At 40.3% G+C, this 19066-nt stretch carries 16 protein-coding genes and 1 riboswitch; of the genes, 13 read left to right on the top strand and 3 right to left on the bottom strand.

Features of this window, described 5'->3' with window-relative positions:
* The first annotated feature begins 2 nt into the window (after positions 1-2).
* The 3 genes from ACLBWE_RS03920 (at position 3) to ACLBWE_RS03910 (ending at position 3207) form a co-directional block, all read left to right on the top strand.
* Positions 3-1976, top strand: coding sequence for a 2-oxo acid dehydrogenase subunit E2 (locus ACLBWE_RS03920; protein WP_424613051.1), 1974 nt, complete (start codon positions 3-5; stop codon positions 1974-1976).
* A 147-nt stretch (positions 1977-2123) separates the two neighbouring features.
* Complete coding sequence (locus ACLBWE_RS03915) at positions 2124-2402, top strand: hypothetical protein (protein WP_424613053.1); 279 nt, start codon at positions 2124-2126, stop codon at positions 2400-2402.
* Positions 2403-2430: 28 nt separating this feature from the next.
* Positions 2431-2616: riboswitch (yybP-ykoY riboswitch) on the top strand.
* Between the two features lie 15 nt (positions 2617-2631).
* Positions 2632-3207, top strand: coding sequence for a TMEM165/GDT1 family protein (locus tag ACLBWE_RS03910; RefSeq protein WP_003654075.1), 576 nt, complete (start codon positions 2632-2634; stop codon positions 3205-3207).
* Positions 3208-3267: 60 nt separating this feature from the next.
* On the opposite strand, the gene ACLBWE_RS03905 is transcribed toward ACLBWE_RS03910, so the two are convergent.
* Entirely contained in the window at positions 3268-5415 is a 2148-nt protein-coding gene (locus ACLBWE_RS03905) for a TonB-dependent siderophore receptor (protein WP_447601289.1), read from the bottom strand.
* Between the two features lie 228 nt (positions 5416-5643).
* Here ACLBWE_RS03905 and ACLBWE_RS03900 point away from each other — a divergent pair, with 228 nt between their 5' ends.
* The 5 genes from ACLBWE_RS03900 (at position 5644) to recJ (ending at position 11966) form a co-directional block, all read left to right on the top strand.
* Positions 5644-6441, top strand: coding sequence for an MBL fold metallo-hydrolase (locus ACLBWE_RS03900; protein ID WP_447601287.1), 798 nt, complete (start codon positions 5644-5646; stop codon positions 6439-6441).
* Between the two features lie 203 nt (positions 6442-6644).
* On the top strand, positions 6645-8111 hold the full coding sequence (guaB, locus tag ACLBWE_RS03895) for an IMP dehydrogenase (RefSeq protein WP_003654069.1): 1467 nt from the start codon (positions 6645-6647) through the stop codon (positions 8109-8111).
* Positions 8112-8260: 149 nt separating this feature from the next.
* The gene (gene glmM / locus ACLBWE_RS03890; RefSeq protein WP_447601284.1) at positions 8261-9598 is read left to right on the top strand and encodes a phosphoglucosamine mutase; all 1338 of its coding nucleotides are present in this window, start codon (positions 8261-8263) and stop codon (positions 9596-9598) included.
* Positions 9599-9608: 10 nt separating this feature from the next.
* Entirely contained in the window at positions 9609-10265 is a 657-nt protein-coding gene (gene pdxH, locus ACLBWE_RS03885; protein WP_447601282.1) for a pyridoxamine 5'-phosphate oxidase, read from the top strand.
* Positions 10266-11966, top strand: a complete 1701-nt coding sequence (gene recJ, locus ACLBWE_RS03880) for a single-stranded-DNA-specific exonuclease RecJ (RefSeq protein WP_447601280.1) — start codon at positions 10266-10268, stop codon at positions 11964-11966.
* A gap of 49 nt (positions 11967-12015) precedes the next feature.
* Here recJ and ACLBWE_RS03875 read toward each other — a convergent pair whose 3' ends face one another.
* Positions 12016-12783: a putative porin gene (locus ACLBWE_RS03875; protein ID WP_005038035.1), complete on the bottom strand. Its 768-nt coding sequence runs from the start codon at positions 12781-12783 to the stop codon at positions 12016-12018.
* A gap of 392 nt (positions 12784-13175) precedes the next feature.
* On the opposite strand from ACLBWE_RS03875, the gene prfB reads away from it, so the two are divergent.
* From prfB to ACLBWE_RS03850, 5 genes are all read left to right on the top strand, one after another.
* Positions 13176-14271, top strand: a protein-coding gene (gene prfB, locus ACLBWE_RS03870; RefSeq protein ID WP_100222431.1) for a peptide chain release factor 2 whose coding sequence is annotated in 2 segments (ribosomal slippage) — positions 13176-13247 and positions 13249-14271 — 1095 coding nt in all. Because the reading frame shifts where the segments join, the coding sequence is not laid out codon by codon here.
* A gap of 221 nt (positions 14272-14492) precedes the next feature.
* Positions 14493-14795, top strand: a complete 303-nt coding sequence (locus ACLBWE_RS03865; RefSeq protein WP_002121891.1) for an ArsR/SmtB family transcription factor — start codon at positions 14493-14495, stop codon at positions 14793-14795.
* 30 nt (positions 14796-14825) lie between these two features.
* Positions 14826-15884 (top strand): alkene reductase, encoded by a 1059-nt coding sequence (locus ACLBWE_RS03860; RefSeq protein ID WP_447601277.1) that lies wholly within the window; start codon positions 14826-14828, stop codon positions 15882-15884.
* Positions 15885-16042: 158 nt separating this feature from the next.
* Complete coding sequence (locus tag ACLBWE_RS03855; protein ID WP_447601275.1) at positions 16043-17335, top strand: 3-deoxy-D-manno-octulosonic acid transferase; 1293 nt, start codon at positions 16043-16045, stop codon at positions 17333-17335.
* Positions 17332-18042, top strand: coding sequence for a 16S rRNA (uracil(1498)-N(3))-methyltransferase (locus tag ACLBWE_RS03850; protein WP_447601273.1), 711 nt, complete (start codon positions 17332-17334; stop codon positions 18040-18042). Before ACLBWE_RS03855 ends, ACLBWE_RS03850 begins: the two co-directional genes overlap by 4 nt.
* On the opposite strand, the gene ACLBWE_RS03845 is transcribed toward ACLBWE_RS03850, so the two are convergent.
* The gene (locus ACLBWE_RS03845) at positions 18039-19013 is read right to left on the bottom strand and encodes a mechanosensitive ion channel family protein (RefSeq protein WP_231764428.1); all 975 of its coding nucleotides are present in this window, start codon (positions 19011-19013) and stop codon (positions 18039-18041) included. The genes ACLBWE_RS03850 and ACLBWE_RS03845 overlap by 4 nt on opposite strands.
* Positions 19014-19066: the final 53 nt, after the last annotated feature.

The raw sequence follows: 19066 nt of genomic DNA, 5'->3' as shown, positions 1-19066 counted from the left end.
GCATGCAAATTAAGACCCCTGATATTGGCGTAGATAAAGCAGTTGTTGCTGAAATTTTGGTAAAAGTTGGCGATAGCATTGCTGAAAATGACAGCCTTGTTTTGCTTGAGTCAGATAAAGCCTCTGTTGAAGTGCCTAGCACTTCAGCAGGTGTAGTGAAAAGCATCTTGATCAAAGAAGGCGATAGCGTAACTGAAGGTACGGTATTGTTTGAACTTGAAGCTGAGGGTGCTGCACCTGTAGCTCAAGCAGAAGAAGTTGCAAAACCTGCACCAGCAGCTGAAAAAGAAGCACCTGCTACAGCTCCACAAGTTGCTGCACAACCAGCAGCTGCAACCACTAGCCAAGTGGTTGAAGTTCAAGTTCCAGATATTGGTGTTGAAAAAGCACTAGTTGGTGAAATTTTAGTAAAAGTTGGCGAGCAAATCGATGTTGAGCAAAGCATCGTTGTTGTTGAATCTGACAAAGCAACTGTAGAAGTGCCAAGCAGTGTTGCTGGTACTGTAGAAAGCATTCAAGTTAAAGAAGGCGATACAGTTAAAGAAGGTGTTGTGCTCATTAAAGTGAAAACAACATCTGCATCAAGTGCGCCAGTTGAAGCTCCTGCTTCTACAGCAGCCCCAGCGGCAGCGCCTGCACCAGTTCAACAAGAAACTGTAGCTGCGGCTGCTACTCAATCTGGTCCAGTTGATATTAACGTTCCTGATCTGGGTGTAGATAAAGCAGTTGTTGCTGAAATTTTGGTACAAGTTGGCGATAAAGTTGATGTAGACCAAAGCCTTGTTGTGGTTGAGTCAGATAAAGCGACTGTTGAAGTTCCAAGTACTGTTGCTGGCGTTGTGAAAGCGATTCACTTGCAAGCAGGCCAACAGGTTTCACAAGGTATATTACTTGCAACAATTGAAGCTGAAGGCCAAGCACCTGCTGCGGCACCAGCGGCAAAAGCAGAAGTAGCTCCAGCTCCACAGGCAGCAGCACCTAAAGCGGCAGCTCCTGCTCCGACTCAGGCTGTATCTGCTCCAGCGTCTGGTAGTGACAAGTTAACCAAAGAGCAAGAAGCCGAAAACGCTAAAGTATATGCAGGTCCTGCTGTACGTAAGCTTGCTCGTGAACTTGGTGTGGTTTTATCACAAGTTAAAACTTCTGGTGAACATGGTCGTGTTGTTAAAGAAGATATCTTTGCTTATGTGAAGACTCGTTTAACTGCACCACAAGCGGCTCCAGTAGCTGCGGCTGCACCAGCAGTTTCAGGTTTGCCAAAGCTTCCTGACTTCACTGCGTTTGGTGGCGTGGAAGAAAAAGTACTGACGCGTTTGCAGCAAGTATCAATTCCGCAATTGTCATTGAACAACTTTATTCCGCAAGTCACCCAGTTTGATTTGGCTGACATTACTGAGTTAGAAGATTGGCGTAATGAACTGAAAGGCAACTTCAAAAAAGAAGGTATCAGCCTGACGATTATGGCATTCATTATCAAAGCGGTTGCGTATTTGTTGAAAGAAGAGCGTGAGTTCGCAGGTCATCTATCTGATGACGGTAAATCAGTGCTCTTGCGCAATGAAATCCATATGGGAATTGCGGTAGCAACACCAGATGGTTTAACCGTACCAGTACTTCGTAGCCCAGACCAAAAATCAATTAAGCAAATTGCAGTTGAATTGGGTGTGTTAGGTCAAAAAGCACGTGATAAGAAATTAACACCGAAAGACTTACAAGGTGCGAATTTCACCATTTCAAGTTTAGGCGCAATAGGTGGTACAGCATTTACACCACTTGTGAACTGGCCGCAAGTTGCGATTTTGGGTATTTCACCTGCAACGATGCAACCGGTTTGGAATGGTAAAGACTTTGACCCACGCTTAATGTTGCCGTTGTCGTTGTCTTATGACCATCGTGTAATTAATGGTGCAGATGCTGCTCGCTTTACCAATAAACTTACGAAACTTCTTAAAGATATTCGTACTTTATTAATCTAATATTTTGAAATGAATTATTAAAACCTCGCTTCGGCGGGGTTTTTATTTTGATATTTAATTTAATTGGTTTTAGGTTAATCTAAAGACGAAGAAGGAAGTGTCGAGAGAGGAGAAATTTCTCGTTATTAGGTAAAGGAGAAATAATAAATGGCGGGTTTTTTAAAAATCATGGTACCAATCCTATTGATTGTATTTTTATTAATGGGGGTATGGATCAGTATTTTACACTTTCCTTGGGAATGGATGACCTATGTTGCAATGGGGTTGGAAGTATTTGTAGCAATGCTTATTTTGCCGTTTGAATTTCAGTCACAGCACATAGCAGGCATTAACAATTTGGGGTTTATTAACTTAAGTATTTGTTTAGCCTTACTATTGGGCTTGGGTCGGCTGTTGGTGTGGGCATGGATAAAATTTTTTGTTTGAAAAATAGAACTGCTCGAATATAATAAGCACATACTTCATTGGGGAGTAGCCGCTATTCATTTCTAAATGAATAGGTGATGATCAACATAATTGTTCAACAGAACATGGTCATCATAGCTTAAACGTCTCATCGTTTCCGAGTTGGCAAGACCTTTGATTTACCACTCTGCAGATATTTGGCTAGCAGGAGGGGTAGGTCATGGGCATTTATGCTAGCCAGAGAAACGACATGCAAGAATTTCTGATTTCTACCTCAATTGTTGCCCTAGCTGAAATGGGCGATAAAACTCAATTACTCGCCCTTTTACTGTCTGCACGTTTCCGTAAGCCAATCCCTATTCTCATTGCGATTCTGTTAGCAACTTTAATTAACCATGGTATCTCTGCTGTGCTTGGACAGTGGATTACTACTGTCTTGAGCCCTGAAATCTTAGTTTGGGTTCTTGCGGGCGGTTTTATTGGTATGGCGTTCTGGATGCTTATTCCAGATAAGTTAGATGATGAAACAGATAGCATTAATAGATGGCAAAAATTTGGTGTTTTTGGCGCAACCTTTATCTTGTTTTTCTTGGCTGAAATTGGCGATAAAACGCAGATTGCAACAGTGGCCTTAGCTGCTCGTTACGACAGTATTTTCTGGGTTATGCTGGGTACAACGTTAGGTATGATGATTGCCAATGCACCAGCTGTATTTATTGGTAATAAATTAGCTGAACGTTTATCTATCTCACTCATTCATAAAATTGGTGCGGCTATTTTCTTAATTGTAGGTGTCTCTACTTTGGTACAGCATTATTTCTTCTAAAACATTTAAAGCTGCCATAAAAAACGCACTCAATTCGAGTGCGTTTTTTTGTAGGTCGTTTTAGTAGTTAAATTTCACTGTAAAGTTAATTTGGCGTGGGTTGCCGAGCGTCACTAAATTCTCATTCAGCGCACCTGCATAGTAATCTTTATCAAATAGATTGCGGATAGCAAGTTGAACGCCCCAATGCCCAGCGTCATAGCCAGCTTCAGTGTCAAAGACTGTATAGCCTGGAACATGAACATCTAAGCCATCGACAGTTTTATACGTTTCACCGCGGAACCCGCCGCCTACATACCAACCAAGTTTTGATGCAGGATCAAATTTATAGCGTGCTGACAAGCTATATGCATGCTCAGGAATATTGTCGAGTGCTTTTCCTACATTACTCGTGTTTGCATCTTTACTAATTTCCGCATCAATTGTGTAGGTATATGCAGCCGTTAATTTTAAGCCTTCTAAAATTTCTGCGCTGAGTTCAGTTTCAACACCACGTGTTAACTGTTCGCCACGTTGTACTTTCTCACTCGTATTGATTGAATCATTGACTACAACATTTTGACGTTTTAAATCATACCAAGCGATAGCGCCTTGAATTCGTTGATCAGGACTTTGTAATTTCATCCCCACTTCAACCTGTTTCCCCTCTTCTGGTTTGAACGGATTGTTATTTACATCTGTACCACTGTTAGGAGTAAATGAAGTGGCATAGCTGACATAAGGAGCAACAATGTCATTAAGGGTATACATAAGAGAAGCACTACCTGTGAATGCTTCATCTGATTGTTTACTCGTATTGCTATTAACCAAACTTCTAGTTTGAGTTTGTGCCCAGTCTTGGCGCCCAGACAAGCTTAAAAGCCATTGATCATTGAGTTGAATACGGTCACGAATATATAAGCCTGCGTATTTTAAGCGGTTAATATCGTGGTTGCTGACAGGATTGGAACAAGTAACAGTTTGCCCATATACAGGAGCATATATGTTTAAATCACCTACATTACAACGGTTATTGGTGTAATCACTTTTTTCTTGGAAGGCATCTACACCTATATTGAAATCATGTTGCATACCATATAAATCAAACTGTTTATTTAAACGGTTATCGATGGCAAAACTTAAGTTATCAATAATTTGGTGGCGGCTGTTATTTTTACGGCTTATGGTGGTGTAGTTTTTATCTGCCCAAAAGTTACTACCTGTTCGAGCAAAAACAGCTGTGCCATCCATTTCAGTTTTTTGTACGGCAAAATTCTGATTGAAGTTCCAGCCATTATCAAAGGCATGTTTAAACGTATAACCAGTACGGTAAACATCGGCTTCATATTTACCGAAGTTAGGGTCGCCAATATATAAACTTCGGTCTATAGCGCCGTTAGGGTTATCTTTTAGAGTACCAATAACGGGCAAGCCTTGCTGACGAATATATTCGCGATGTTGATAGCTTGCGATGACAGAAAGGTCGGTGTTATCCCCTAAGTCAAAGTTGTAAGAAGGGGAAATATAGTAATTTTTAAAATACACATAATCTGTCGGGTCATCTTGGTCAGAGATACGACCATTTAAACGGAAAGCACCTTTTTCACTATTATTAGGACTATAGTTTAAATCGAAGGTACCTTCTTTAAGGCTGTAACTACCATAAGTCATACTAGCGCGTGCAAAGTTTTCTGCTTCAGGGCGTTTAGTGACTAAATTCACCATGCCGCCTGGAGCAACCAAACCAAAATTAATAGATGCAGGGCCTTTTAAAACTTGTACCTGATCCATACCTGATAGCTCAGTGGCAACAAAAGTATTTTGTCCAACTCTTAAGCCATCTACATAAACTGAATCAGAAGATGTCTGCCCTCGAATAACGAAATCATCCCAACCACGACGACCTAGTTTTCCAGCTTCTACTCCTGCAACACCTTCAAGTGCATCTGCTAAGGTTCTTGCTTGTTTCTGATCGAGCTGTTCACGTGTTACTACTGAAACCGACTGCGCAGTTTTAAACAAGGGCGCATCTGATTTTAAGGCAGAGTTTGCTTTCGTTGCGACATAGGGAGAGGTGGTTTCTTTTTGCGCCTGAATAGAAATTGTGGGTAGCACACTGGTCAAATTTTTTTGTTCTGCTGTTTCATCAGCATGACTTGCTGTCATCGAACTAAAAATAGCAACTGCTAACAATGTTTTGGAGCTTGAAAAATAAGGTGCTTGGTTCATGGGAGGCCTAGACAGCGCAAAAGACAAAAACTGATAATGAGAATTATTTTAATTTATTGTGAATTAATTTTAAATAACATTATGATTCATTTATAAAATAAGAAAAGTAAAAGCTATTTTAAAATATTATGAGAAAAATAAAGCAATTCATTGCAAGAATTATCGAATCCCTTTATTTTAGTATGGATATAAAAATATCTAATATTTAAAGTTTTTTTGGGGAATTGTATGGGGTTTGAAAAAACAACATCGCAGATATTATTTGATAATGGCGTACATAAATGTATTAGTTTTACCAGTTTGGTCAAAGGGGAAGGCATACAAGCCAATCAATTTTTAATTATTGATCATGAACGAGCTGCGGTGATCGACCCAGGTGGCGATTTGACCTATGTTCCGTTGACTATGGAACTTAATAAATATACGCGATTGAAAAATCTGGATTATGTGATGGCTTCTCATCAGGATCCAGACATTATTACTTCAATGCCGCGCTGGTTAGTCTATACCGATGCCAAAGTGGTCGCTTCTAAATTATGGGCACGATTTTTACCGCACCTCAATTCTGCATTCATGAGTGAACGCATGAAAGGGAATTGGGAAGATCGCCTAATTGAACTACCAGATCGTGGTCAAGTGATTCAATTGGGAGAATCAAAGCTTGTGGTGGTTCCAGCCCATTTTCTACATTCGGTGGGTAATTTTCAGTTCTATGATCCAGTCGCTAAAATTTTGTTTTCTGGTGATATGGGTGCCTCGATTGTTGAGGATGCTAGTCAACCTTTGAAAGATTTCGATACGCATGTTATGAAAATGAAAGCTTTTCACCAACGCTATATGTGTTCAAATAAGGTCATCCGTTTATGGGTCAACATGGTCCGTCAGATGGATATTGAAATGATTGTTCCACAGCATGGCAGCCCATTTATTGGTAAAGAAATGATTAATCAGTTTTTAGACTGGATTGAGGTTTTACCTTGTGGTGTCGATTTAATGTCAGAGCAAATTTTTAGTTGCCCTGCATAAATCTAAATATTATTTCTAATAATTAACCCAGATGAAGTTCTGGGTTATAAAAAGATAAGAGCTAGAAAATAGAGCTAAAAGTATAATTAAGTGGGAATTATTTAGAGTAGGCCGATATCTATTGCTGAAAAAGGCAAAGATAATATGAAAATTGCATTGAAATTTGTTTATAATAGCTCACGGAATTTACCAGTGAGATTGTTATGCTGACCATCGTTCAAGAAGCGCTAACCTTCGATGATGTCTTATTACTTCCTGCCTACTCTACTGTTCTCCCAAAAGATGTCTCTCTAAAGACACGTTTAACTCGCGGCATTCATTTAAATATCCCATTAGTTTCTGCTGCAATGGATACAGTGACTGAGTCACGTATGGCGATTGCGATGTCACAAAATGGCGGTATCGGGATTTTGCACAAAAACATGGATATTGCTGCTCAAGCTGCAGAAGTACGCCGTGTAAAGAAATTCGAAGCGGGTATGGTGAAAGACCCTATCACTGTAACGCCTGAAACTACAGTACGTGAACTGATTGCAATTACCACTGCTAATAACATTAGCGGTGTACCTGTTGTTAAAGACGGCAAGGTTGTTGGTATTGTGACAGGCCGTGATACACGTTTTGAAACCAATTTAGAACAACCAGTTAGCAACATCATGACAGGCCAAGATCGTTTGGTGACTGTGCGTGAAGGCGAGTCTAAAGAAAATATTCAAGCATTATTGCAAAAACACCGTATTGAAAAAGTCTTGGTCGTTGGCGAGAGCAACGAACTCAAAGGTCTCATTACAGTGACTGACTTCCGTAAAGCTGAGAGTTATCCAAACAGTTGTAAAGATGACCTTGGGCGTTTACGTGTTGGTGCTGCGGTTGGTACAGGTGCTGATACACCAAGTCGTGTAGAAGCATTGGTTGAAGCTGGTGTTGACGTAATTGTTGTTGATACAGCACATGGTCATTCAGCTGGTGTAATTGAACGTGTACGTTGGGTGAAACAAAACTTCCCTCAAGTACAAGTAATTGGCGGAAACATCGCAACTGGTGATGCTGCATTAGCATTGTTAGATGCAGGTGCAGATGCAGTCAAAGTTGGTATTGGTCCTGGTTCTATCTGTACGACACGTATTGTGGCAGGTATTGGTATGCCACAAATTTCTGCTATCGATAGCGTTGCTAACGCACTAAAAGATCAAATTCCTTTAATTGCAGATGGCGGTATCCGCTTCTCTGGCGATATGGCAAAAGCGATCGGTGCGGGCGCAAGTACAATCATGGTTGGTTCACTCTTAGCTGGTACTGAAGAAGCTCCTGGCGAAGTTGAGTTTTTCCAAGGTCGTTACTACAAAGCATATCGTGGTATGGGTTCATTAGGTGCAATGGCGGGAGCAACAGGTTCTGCTGACCGTTATTTCCAAGACTCAAAAGCGGGTGCTGAGAAGTTAGTACCAGAAGGCATTGAAGGTCGTGTTCCATATAAAGGCCCAATGGGTAACATCGTTCATCAAATGATGGGTGGTTTACGTTCATCGATGGGTTATACAGGTTCATCTGTGATTGAAGATCTTCGCCAAAATGCGAAATTTGTGAAAATTACTTCAGCAGGTATGTCTGAGTCACATGTTCATGATGTAACGATTACTAAAGAAGCTCCAAACTATCGTGTTGGTTAGATTTTGGTAACCAAAACAATGAAGAAAGCCGTCATTACACTGACGGCTTTTTGTTTTTGGTGTAAAGTAAATCTAACGAAAAGAAATATGGCGGAATTGCCATATATGAAGTGAGCCACCGCTGAAGTGGCGTAAGAATGAGATAAGCTATGAGTTATTTTGGAACGGATGGTATTCGTGGAAAATTTGGGCAAATGCCTATTACTCCAGAGTTTGCTTTAAAACTCGGTTTTGCTGCAGGGAAGGTATTAAAACGAACGAGTCCAAAAAATAAACCGCTCGTTGTATTAGGAAAAGACACACGTTTATCTGGTTATATTTTAGAATCTGCTTTGCAGGCGGGCTTAAACGCTGCTGGCGTATATGTTCATTTACTTGGTCCATTACCAACACCAGCAATTGCACACCTTACTCGTGCTTTGCATGCACATGCAGGTATTGTTATTTCTGCATCACATAATCCATATTATGATAATGGGATTAAATTCTTCTCAAGTGAAGGCAAAAAATTACCTGATTCATTACAAGAAGAAATTAACCTTGAATTAGAAAAAGACTTATTCATTGAGGACACTGCAAACTTAGGTAAAAGTGTTCGTGTAAATGATGCAAACGGTCGTTATATCGAATTTTGTAAATCTACTTTCCCTTACCACTTTGATTTAAATAATTTAAAGATTGTGTTGGACTGTGCTCATGGTGCTGCATATAGCGTTGGCCCTTCAGTTTTTCGTGAGCTAGGTGCAAAAGTCATTGCTTTATATAATGAACCAGATGGCTTAAATATTAATGAAAGCTGTGGTTCAACACATCCTGAACACTTGCAAAAAGCAGTGGTTGAGCACCAAGCAGATTTAGGTATTGCCTTTGATGGTGATGCTGACCGTGTTGTGATGGTTGATAAGTTTGGTAACTTAATTGATGGCGACCATATCCTATATATCTTGGCGACTCAGGCGCAAAATAAGCCAGCTGGTATTGTTGGTACGGTCATGAGTAATATGGCACTTGAAGTTGCACTTGAAAAAGCAAATGTTAATTTTGTTCGTGCAAAAGTCGGTGACCGCTATGTATTACAGGCTTTAGAAGAAAATGGTTGGGTGATAGGTGGCGAACCTTCTGGTCATATTCTAACTCTAGACAAGAGTACGACTGGTGATGCCATTATCGCCGCGCTTCAAGTTTTAACTGTAATGGTCGAGCAAAATAAGGCTCTCCATGAATTGGTTCAAGACTTTAAACTATTCCCACAAGTTCTTTTAAATGTACGTTTAGAACAAATGCTTGATCCGTATTCTATTCCAGCATTGGTTACTGAATTTGATAAAGCAGAAGCACAGCTCAAAGGTCGTGGACGTATCTTGATTCGTAAATCTGGAACAGAGCCTGTGATTCGTGTCATGGTTGAAGGTGACGATGAGCAGGAAGTAAATGCTTTAGCTCAGCATTTAGCAGATTCAGTTCGTTCACAAGCACAAGTCGCATAAGGTGCATGACATGAGTGATGTCATTAAAGATTTAAGTGAATTACGCTTGAGCTATGAGCAAGGCGAGTTGTATGAGGGGCAGGTTGAATCAAACCCTCATCAGCAGTTTCTTGGTTGGTTTAACCATGCTCTAGCTGCCAATTTGCATGAACCCTATGCCATGTCGTTAGCAACAGCGGGTGCTAATGGCAGACCACATGTTCGAACAGTTTTGTTGCGTGGTGCTACAGAAGCTGGGTATGATTTTTATACTAACTATGACAGTCAGAAAGGTATAGATTTGGCAGAAAATCCATATGCTGAATTATTATTTTACTGGCCAAGTCTAGAGCGTCAGGTGAGAGTTGGTGGTCATGTAGTGAAAATTTCTGAACAGGAATCTACAGATTACTATCGTAAACGACCACGTGATAGCCAGATTGCTGCGCATATCAGTACCCCACAAAGTGGCAAAATTGAAAGCCGAGAGCTGTTACAGCAGCGCTTTCAAGACTTACAACAGCAAGTCGAAAGTCGTGAAGTGCTTGATAAGCCAGAGTTCTGGGGAGGCTATCGTCTGCAACCGGATTATTATGAATTCTGGCAAGGGCGACCAAATCGTTTACATGACCGCTTGAGTTATGAAAAAATCGACGGTCAATGGATGTTGCGCCGGCTGATGCCTTAAATGACAAAAATACAAATCAAACAAAGACCTTTATTGACACGCCCTGAACAGTTTCAGGGCGTGCCGCCGTTTATTGCCGAGATTTTGGCAAGACGTGGAGTCCAATCTGAACAGGAATTAGAGCTCAAGCTTAAGAATTTGCTTGCTCCAGAGCTTAAAGGTCTAGAAACCGCTGTAGCATTAATGGATCAAGCCATTGATGAACAAAAAAAGATTGTTATTGTCGGGGACTATGATGCCGATGGAGCAACTAGCACCGCGTTAATGGTATTGGTCCTGCGCGATATGGGGGCACAAGTCGATTATTTGGTTCCCGATCGGTTTAAGTACGGTTATGGGCTTACGCCTGCAATTGCAGAGCTTGCTCATCAAACTTATCAACCAGATCTATTAATTACTGTCGATAATGGAATTTCCAGCCATGCAGGTGTAGAAACTGCTCAGGCCTTGGATATGCAGGTCATTATCACCGACCACCATTTAACAACTAAAGAAACACCTCCAGCACAAGCAGTTGTTAACCCAAATCAGTTAGGTTGTGATTTCCCAAGTAAAGCGCTTGCAGGTGTTGGCGTTGCATTTTATGTGCTGGCGAATTTGGCAAGTTTACGTAACAAGCAAGGCAAAAGTACAAGTAAAGTCACTCAATATCTAGATTTAGTGGCTTTAGGAACTTATGCCGATGTTGCTGTATTAGATTATAACAACCGTATATTGGTGGATGCAGGCGTAAAGCGAATCCAACAACACCAATGCCGAGTTGGAATTTTAGCGCTATTGGATATTGCTGGTAGAGAGGCGAATTCATTACGTGCACAAGATCTAGGATTTGTTATAGGACCCCGGATTAATGCTGCTGGACGTATGGAAAGCATGCGTATTGGGATTGAATGTTTACTTGCAGAGAATATGGAAACTGCCTATCCAATTGCTCAGCAATTAAATCAACTCAATATAGAGCGGCGCCAGATAGAAGGGGAGATGAAGCAACAAGCTTTATCTGCTTTAGATAGCTTACAACTTTCAAAAGAAGATATTCCACAAGCCCTTGTACTCTTTGAAGAGAGCTGGCATCAAGGTGTGATTGGTATTGTGGCGGGGCGTTTAAAAGAACAGTTCCATCGACCAACCATTGTTTTTGCACCAGATGAAGATGGTATCCATATTAAAGGCTCTGCGCGTTCAATTGATGGAGTACATATTCGAGATACGATTGAACAAGTTGCTGAACAACATCCAGAATTAGTGAGCCATTTTGGTGGACATGCGGCAGCGGCTGGCTTAACGATTCGAAAAGAAAACTTTGATGCTTTTAAAACTGTTTTTACTGGCTGTGTTGCAGCCATGGAAGAATCTCTATTCCAAGCAACACTATGGACGGATGGAGAGTTACCAGCTTCTGCTTTGCAGCTAGACACATTAGACTGGATAGAGCAGCTTGGACCATGGGGGCAAAAATTCCCTTTTCCTCAGTTTGAAGGACATTTTAAAGTTGTCGATTATCGCTGGCTTAAAGAAACACATTTAAAACTTAGGTTAGCCCTAGATCAATATACTTTTGATGCGATTGCATTTAATGCAGCTGGTCGTTTTGAATTTAATCCTATGCAAGATGAAGTTCATTTAGTATATGAAATGGATCGTAATGCATTTAATGGCAATGTAAATTTGCAATTGCGTATTGTGCATTTAAACCAATAAAAAAAATCCGCTCATTAGAGCGGATTTTTTTATGTGCTTTTAAGCGATATTAGAAGCGGTATCCTGCACGAACACCATAAGTGTTGTCGTTGTCACCGAAACCAATACGACCTTCAAGACTTACTTGTTGATTTAAGAATTTTTTAGCATTAATACCAAATTCATCTTTATCAGTTAAGTCGTTATTGTAGTAATCCACACCAAGACTTAAAGTTTTATCGATGTAGTAGTCGCCACGAACTTTATATTCGTCAAGGTCACCAAACGCACCAAACGCTTCAAGGTTTACGTCATGTTGACCTACTTGAGTTACGTATTTAGCACGAACTGTTGGATCAGCGCCGTCTTTACCGTCTTTTTCGTCGTAACCTTTAACACCTAGAGCAAGTAATAAACCAGGAGCTGGTAAATAACCTACTTCAGCTGCATAAGTAGTTACTTTACTATCAATATTGGTGTTATCGATTTCACGTTCATTACGGCCTACATCACCGCTAAGGTAGAAATCTGAGTTAGGAACGTAGTATTCAACACCTACGCCATACTGAGTGTCTTTAGTACCGCTGTTATCGCCATAGTTGATAAGAGCGTTAACATTACTTGCACGGCTTAAGAAAGCTGCTTCAGCAAGTGGAGCGTTACGAGTTTGAACAGGATTAAAGTAATAAGTCCCGTCAACACCGAATTTGCTTACACTGCTACCGTCATCTGGATCAAGATAATTGTAAGAACCACCAACTTCAGCTTGGTAAGCGTTTGCTGCGCCACTTACTGCCAGTGCAGATAAAAGAGCTGATGCAATTGCTAGTTTTTTCATGGAATCTCTCCCCTCTAAAAAGCGATTTTATAAATGTTTTGTTACAACTTTTAGTCTAGACCAAAATGCTTATGCGTCAATCTTACTCAAGTAACCGTATTGTAACCATGTTCATTTTGTGTAAATATGTTTTAATTAAGATATTGATTATTAAATAAAAATTAAGAATGTTTTATTTTATTAAAATTGAGGATATTTTGTGTAGATCATAAAAAATGCTGTAAAAGTACCCAATTTTGTATGTGGATATTACAGATTAAACTTAAAATGGAGTGAAGAAAATTTAGAAATTAAATGAGTGAAATATGATGAGAAATACAAAGCAGGTTCGAAGATAACCGCAGCTATGCTAAAATAATCGACTGTTTATCTGCTTTTATGGGAACACTCGCGTGGAAATTAATCCTTATCTAAACCAATTGAAAGACTTAACTGATCGTAGCCAAACACTACGGGGGTATCTTTGACTACGATCTGAAAAAAGAACGTTTAGAAGAAGTTTTACGTGAGTTAGAAGACCCTGCAATTTGGAATGATCAAAGCCGTGCTCAGGCAATGGCGAAAGAAAAGGGCGAACTAGAAAACGTTATTAATGTATTGGATGGTTTATCAACACAACTTGAAGATGCAAAAGCAATGCTAGATTTGGCCGTAGAAGCCGACGATGAAAGCCTACTTGAAGATGTTCAGTCTGAGCTTGGCGCTGCCGAAGATGAACTGGCTAAACTTGAATTCCGTCGTATGTTTAGCAACCCGATGGACCCGAATCCTTGCTATGTCGAGATTCAATCAGGTTCGGGTGGTACTGAAGCACAAGACTGGGCATCTATGCTATTACGTATGTATATGCGCTGGATCGAACGTCATGGATTCAAAGCTGAACTCATGGAAGTATCTGATGGCGATGTAGCTGGTATTAAATCTGCAACGATTCGTGTTGAAGGTGAATATGCCTATGGTTGGTTACGCACTGAATCAGGTGTACATCGTTTAGTTCGTAAATCACCATTTGATAGTGGTAACCGCCGTCATACCTCATTCTCTGCGGTGTTTATTTCCCCAGAAGTTGATGACAATATTGAAATTGATATCAACCCTTCTGATGTTCGTACAGATACTTACCGTGCATCTGGTGCTGGTGGTCAGCATATTAACAAAACCGATTCGGCAGTTCGTTTGACTCACACTCCAACAGGTATTGTGGTGGCGTGTCAGAACCAACGTTCACAACATGCTAACCGTGACCATGCATGGAAACAGTTACGTGCGAAACTGTATGAGTTGGAAATGCAAAAACGTAATGAAGCGGCTCAAGCTCTAGAAGACTCGAAGTCTGATATTGGTTGGGGAAGCCAAATTCGTTCGTATGTATTAGATGATTCGCGTATTAAAGACTTACGTACGGGCGTTGAAAATTCTAATACGGGTGCTGTTCTTGATGGTGACCTTGATCGCTTTATTGAGGCGAGCTTAAAACAAGGTTTATAAGAGTCTGCTGAACTTTTAGTTTAAATACAGTTCATCTATGAATATGTAGAACTCTTGGATTTTTAGCGATTAAAACGGCAAAGCAGTTCAGCCTTCAAATGTTAATCGAAAAAATGCGATATGAATATCGGAAAAAACAGATATGAATATCGCAAAAATGCGATATGATGTTTTCGAAATGCTGAATAAAGCTTTGTTCGTTTAAAAGACGTGTTGAGCCTATGGATATTGATGCAATTAGCAAAGCCCTTTCCAATCCGCTACGTCGGCAAATTTTACAATGGTTGAAAGAACCTGCGCATTATTTACCGGTGGAAGAATGTGGTGGTAGTTTTGAGAAGGGTGTTTGTGCAGGTCATATTGAACGATTGGGTAAAGTAGCACAGTCTACAATGTCTAATCATTTGTCTGTTTTACAACAGGCGGGCCTAATTCAGGTCCAAAAATATGGTCAATGGTCTTATTTTTCACGTAACGAAGCTTTGATTCAGCAATATATCGAACATTTAAAACAAACACTTTAATTACTATTTAAAGTGTAAGTCGAGGCGACTATGGCTGAACTCAATACTCCTTTAACGGTTGGTGATTTTGAAATTAAAAATCGATTGGTAATGGCTCCATTAACGCGTGCGCGTAGTGGTGAAAGCCGAGTACCAAATGATTTAATGGTTGAATATTATCAACAGCGTGCAAATGCCGGTCTTATTTTGACTGAAGCAACAGTGATTGGTTCAAAAACTGTGGGTTATGCAGAAACTCCAGGATTATGGTCACAAGAGCAGGCACAGGCTTGGAATAAAATTATTGAGGCAGTTCATGCTCAAGGTTCAAAAATTGTAGCTCAACTATGGCATGTTGGCCGTATTTCGCATCCTGAGCTTTTAGATGGTGATACTCCTGTTGCACCAAGTGCGATTCAACCTGCGGGTGAAGTGAGTTTATTACGTCCTAAACGTCCATATGTAACGCCACGCGCGCTTTCAATTGAGGAAGTTAAAGAGGTTGTAACTCAATATAAACATTCAGCAGAATTGGCTAAAGCAGCTGGTTTTGATGGTGTTGAGTTACATGCGGCAAATGGTTATTTAATTGACCAGTTCCTTCAAAGTAACACCAACCAACGTAATGATGAGTATGGTGGTCCAGTTGAAAACCGCGCACGTTTATTATTAGAAGTGATTGATGCGTTTATTGAAGTGTGGGGCGCTGGCCGAGTTGGTGTTCATATTGCACCGCGTGGTGATTCGCACGATATGGGTGATGAAAATCCGTTAGCGACATTTGGTTATGTCGTTGAGCAATTGAATCAACGTAATGTTGCTTTCATTTTCTCTCGTGAATATGAAGCTGCCGATAGTATTAGTCCACAACTTCGTGAAAAATTTAACGGTGTATGGATTGCTAATGAAAATCTAACACCAGAGTCAGCAAAACGTATTTTGCGTGATGGTGAAGCTGACGCAGTATCTTTTGGTAAAGCATATATTGCCAACCCAGATCTTTTACAGCGTTTAGAGCAGGACTTGCCTTTAAATGAACTTCAACCAACGACTTTATATGCTAAAGGCGCTGAAGGTTATACAGACTATCCAACGCTAGAAGCTTCGTAAATTTTTTGAAATGACTGTTTGCTGACCTAGTTCATTTATGAGCTCAGTAAATCGCTTTTCTTGTAATGGTAGAGTTTAGGTATCGAAACTCTGCCATTTTTTCTATCTATGTTATATTTTCCCCAGTTTTTAAATTTTGACTATTTGAGGCAAACCGCTTGGCGACCCCTTTTTGGTACAACACCGCACTTCATTTATTAAAACCCTTTTACCGCTGGCGGATAAAAAAACGTGCAGAAAGCCAGGAATTATATAATCAGGAATGTCTTGAAAGATTTGGGCCGTTTGAATCTCCGAAGAATGTGAGAGCAATCTGGTTCCATGCTGTCTCGGTTGGAGAAACTAACGCCGCGCAGCCTTTAATCGAGCATTATCTTAAACTTGGACAACCTGTTTTAGTGACCAATACGACTAAAACGGGGCAGGCACGTGCCAAATCGTTATTTTTAAAAGCCCCTTATTTAGATTTGTTTCAAGCAGTTTATTTGCCTGTTGATCAGAAGTATCTTTTAAAACAATTTTTTGAGTTGTATCAGCCAAAACTTTTAGCATTGGTTGAAACAGAGCTTTGGCCAAATTTAATCGATCAAGCCAAACAGCAGCATGTTCCATGTTTATTGTTAAATGCGCGGTTATCAGAAAAATCAGCGAAAGGTTATAGCCGAGTTTCAGGTCTAACGGCAGGAATGCTGAAACAAATTGACTGGGTGCTGGCACAAGATAATGCGACTCGACAACGTTATGTAGAACTTGGCTTAGACCAACAAAAAAGTCAGGTGGTTGGAAATATTAAATTTGATATTCACGCCCCTGAAGCATTTGTAAATCAGGCTGCAAAGCTACACCAGCTATGGTATTTGGGGCAACGAAAAGTCCTGACAATTGCCAGTACACATGCACCAGAAGAACAACAAATTTTGCAGGCACTTCAGCCTTATTTAAAGTCAGATCCAGATTTAGTTTGTATTGTTGTACCTCGACATCCTGAACGTTTTGATGAAGTATTTGAAATTTGCCAAAACTTAGATTTAATTACTCATCGTAGAAGTTTGAACCAAAGTATTCATACCAGTACACAGGTTTATCTAGCCGATAGCATGGGTGAACTTTGGTTATGGTACGCCTTAAGTCAGGTGTGTTTTGTGGGCGGCTCTTTAAATGAACCGGGTGGTGGGCACAATATTTTAGAGCCTATGGTTTTAAATGTTCCAACAGTAATTGGACCTCGTTATTTTAACTTCCAAACCATTGTTGATGAATTCATTGATGAAAATGGTGTGCTAATTGCTCAAAATGCAGAGCAGGTTGTGGCAATCTGGATGGCTTGTTTAGCTGAACCTGATCAGACCCAACAAGTGGTCGAGCAAGCGCATAAAGTCTTACAACGTAATCAAGGCTCATTGCAAAAACATATTGGAGTAATTAACCGGTATTTGGCCGATAAACCATGAATATCGTTTTACTAGAACCAAAAGATGCTCAGTCAGAAATATGGTCGATTCATTCAAAGCGCCAATTACAGCATTTACGTGAACATCTTGATATTACAGTCGGCCAAAATCTGAAAGTTGGTATCCGTAACGGCGCACGTTATATCACGGAAATTGTTTCGATTAATGAGCAAGAAGTCTGTCTTCAGCCTATCAGTGAAGAAGCTGTACCTGCAAAAATTCCGGTTCATTTAATTGTGGCATTACCCAGACCTAAAGTTTTACGCCGTTTAATTATGGACAGTGTGACTTTAGGTGTTGAAAAAATTAGTCTGATTCATAGTTATCGGGTCGATAAAAGTTACTGGCAGACTCCCTTTTTACAGCAAATCGACAACTACGTTACTTTGGGACTTGAGCAAGCAGGGGACACGATTGTTCCTGAAATTCAAATGTATAAACGCTTTAAGCCTTTTGTTGAAGATGTCTTACCTACATTTATTTCAGAAGAGTGCCCTGCCTATGTGGCCCATCCATATGCAGAGCAAAGTATGCCAATTAATATTGATCACGCCTGTAGCGTTGTGGTCGGACCCGAAGGTGGTTTTATCCCTTATGAGGTTGATTTACTCACAAAAAACGGCTGCCAAGCAGTGAGCTTAGGCAACCGTATTTTAAGAACAGAAACGTCTATTTCTTATATTTTAGGACGTTTATTCGCAGCTTAAGCATTTGGCTTAACGGTTTCTTCAGATGGTTGATCACCACGATACATTTTTACTTCTTGTACAGGATATGGAATTGAGATGTTATTTTCATCAAACGCATCTACAACCCTTTCCTGAATTTCACTAATCGAAGCAGAGGTGGTTGTTTCCGTTGTGTCTACCCACCAACGAACGGTTAGATTGACAGAGAAATCTGCAAGAGCCGTTACGTTGACCGAAAATGCAGGTTGGCTAAGCACATTACGGCTGTTGTCGAGTAGTTTAAGAATGACAGCTTTTGCCTTTTGGACATCGTCTTCATAGCCAATTCCGACTACAAATTCACAGCGGCGACGTTGATATGCAGTATTTACAGTTACTGCACTGGTGTAAACAGTCGCGTTAGGAATAACAATACGACGGCCATCGGGTGAACGTAAAAAGGTCGCACGGATTTGAATATCTTCTACGGTTCCTTCCATGTTGTTGACAATAATGTCATCGCCAATACGGAAAGGTTCGCTGAGTAAAATTAAAATACCAGAGAGTAAGTTCTGAAAGATATCTTTAAATGCGAAACCAATTGCGACGGAACCAATCCCTAGAGCACTCATTAATTGACCCGGTGTAAACCCTGGAATCGAGATAACTAAAGCAATTAAGAAGCCAAAGAATAGAATCGCTGTACTGCCTACACGGTTCAACACAAGCACAAGGTTTTGACGCGTGTAAGAGCGGTTTTCTAAGGTTTTGCGAACAAAGAATTTAAATAATTTGGTCAGTAGCCAAAAAATAATAAAAACGATAATCGCAATACAAATATAAGGCACACGTTCCCAGAAGCTATCTACAATTTTATCGATTGTGGTATAGGCATCATGATACTTTTCAGTATGGGCTAAAACTGTTTGAGTGGTTTTAGTACCCGCCTCTTGTAAAAGTTCGCCTGTATTTTTTGCGACATCTGTTAAGGATGTTTGTTCATCAGCCACGACAAGTCTCAATTAAAAAAATTATGAAAGCAATTTTCAGCTTTCATCATAGT

Source organism: Acinetobacter sp. M5A5_2a (genome assembly GCF_053345265.1).
The sequence above is the reverse complement of the archived record's forward strand: the minus strand, read 5'-3'. Positions and strand labels throughout refer to the sequence as shown.

Excerpts from the sequence above, each read along its gene's own strand:
- ACLBWE_RS03850 (WP_447601273.1), top strand. The coding sequence starts at position 17,332 with ATGAATATCGTTTTACTAGAACCAAAAGATGCTCAGTCAGAAATATGG.
- guaB (WP_003654069.1), top strand. The coding sequence starts at position 6,645 with ATGCTGACCATCGTTCAAGAAGCGCTAACCTTCGATGATGTCTTATTA.
- ACLBWE_RS03865 (WP_002121891.1), top strand. The coding sequence starts at position 14,493 with ATGGATATTGATGCAATTAGCAAAGCCCTTTCCAATCCGCTACGTCGG.
- ACLBWE_RS03905 (WP_447601289.1), bottom strand. The coding sequence starts at position 5,415 with ATGAACCAAGCACCTTATTTTTCAAGCTCCAAAACATTGTTAGCAGTT.
- pdxH (WP_447601282.1), top strand. The coding sequence starts at position 9,609 with ATGAGTGATGTCATTAAAGATTTAAGTGAATTACGCTTGAGCTATGAG.
- ACLBWE_RS03920 (WP_424613051.1), top strand. The coding sequence starts at position 3 with ATGCAAATTAAGACCCCTGATATTGGCGTAGATAAAGCAGTTGTTGCT.
- ACLBWE_RS03910 (WP_003654075.1), top strand. The coding sequence starts at position 2,632 with ATGCAAGAATTTCTGATTTCTACCTCAATTGTTGCCCTAGCTGAAATG.
- ACLBWE_RS03900 (WP_447601287.1), top strand. The coding sequence starts at position 5,644 with ATGGGGTTTGAAAAAACAACATCGCAGATATTATTTGATAATGGCGTA.
- ACLBWE_RS03860 (WP_447601277.1), top strand. The coding sequence starts at position 14,826 with ATGGCTGAACTCAATACTCCTTTAACGGTTGGTGATTTTGAAATTAAA.
- ACLBWE_RS03875 (WP_005038035.1), bottom strand. The coding sequence starts at position 12,783 with ATGAAAAAACTAGCAATTGCATCAGCTCTTTTATCTGCACTGGCAGTA.
- glmM (WP_447601284.1), top strand. The coding sequence starts at position 8,261 with ATGAGTTATTTTGGAACGGATGGTATTCGTGGAAAATTTGGGCAAATG.
- ACLBWE_RS03915 (WP_424613053.1), top strand. The coding sequence starts at position 2,124 with ATGGCGGGTTTTTTAAAAATCATGGTACCAATCCTATTGATTGTATTT.
- recJ (WP_447601280.1), top strand. The coding sequence starts at position 10,266 with ATGACAAAAATACAAATCAAACAAAGACCTTTATTGACACGCCCTGAA.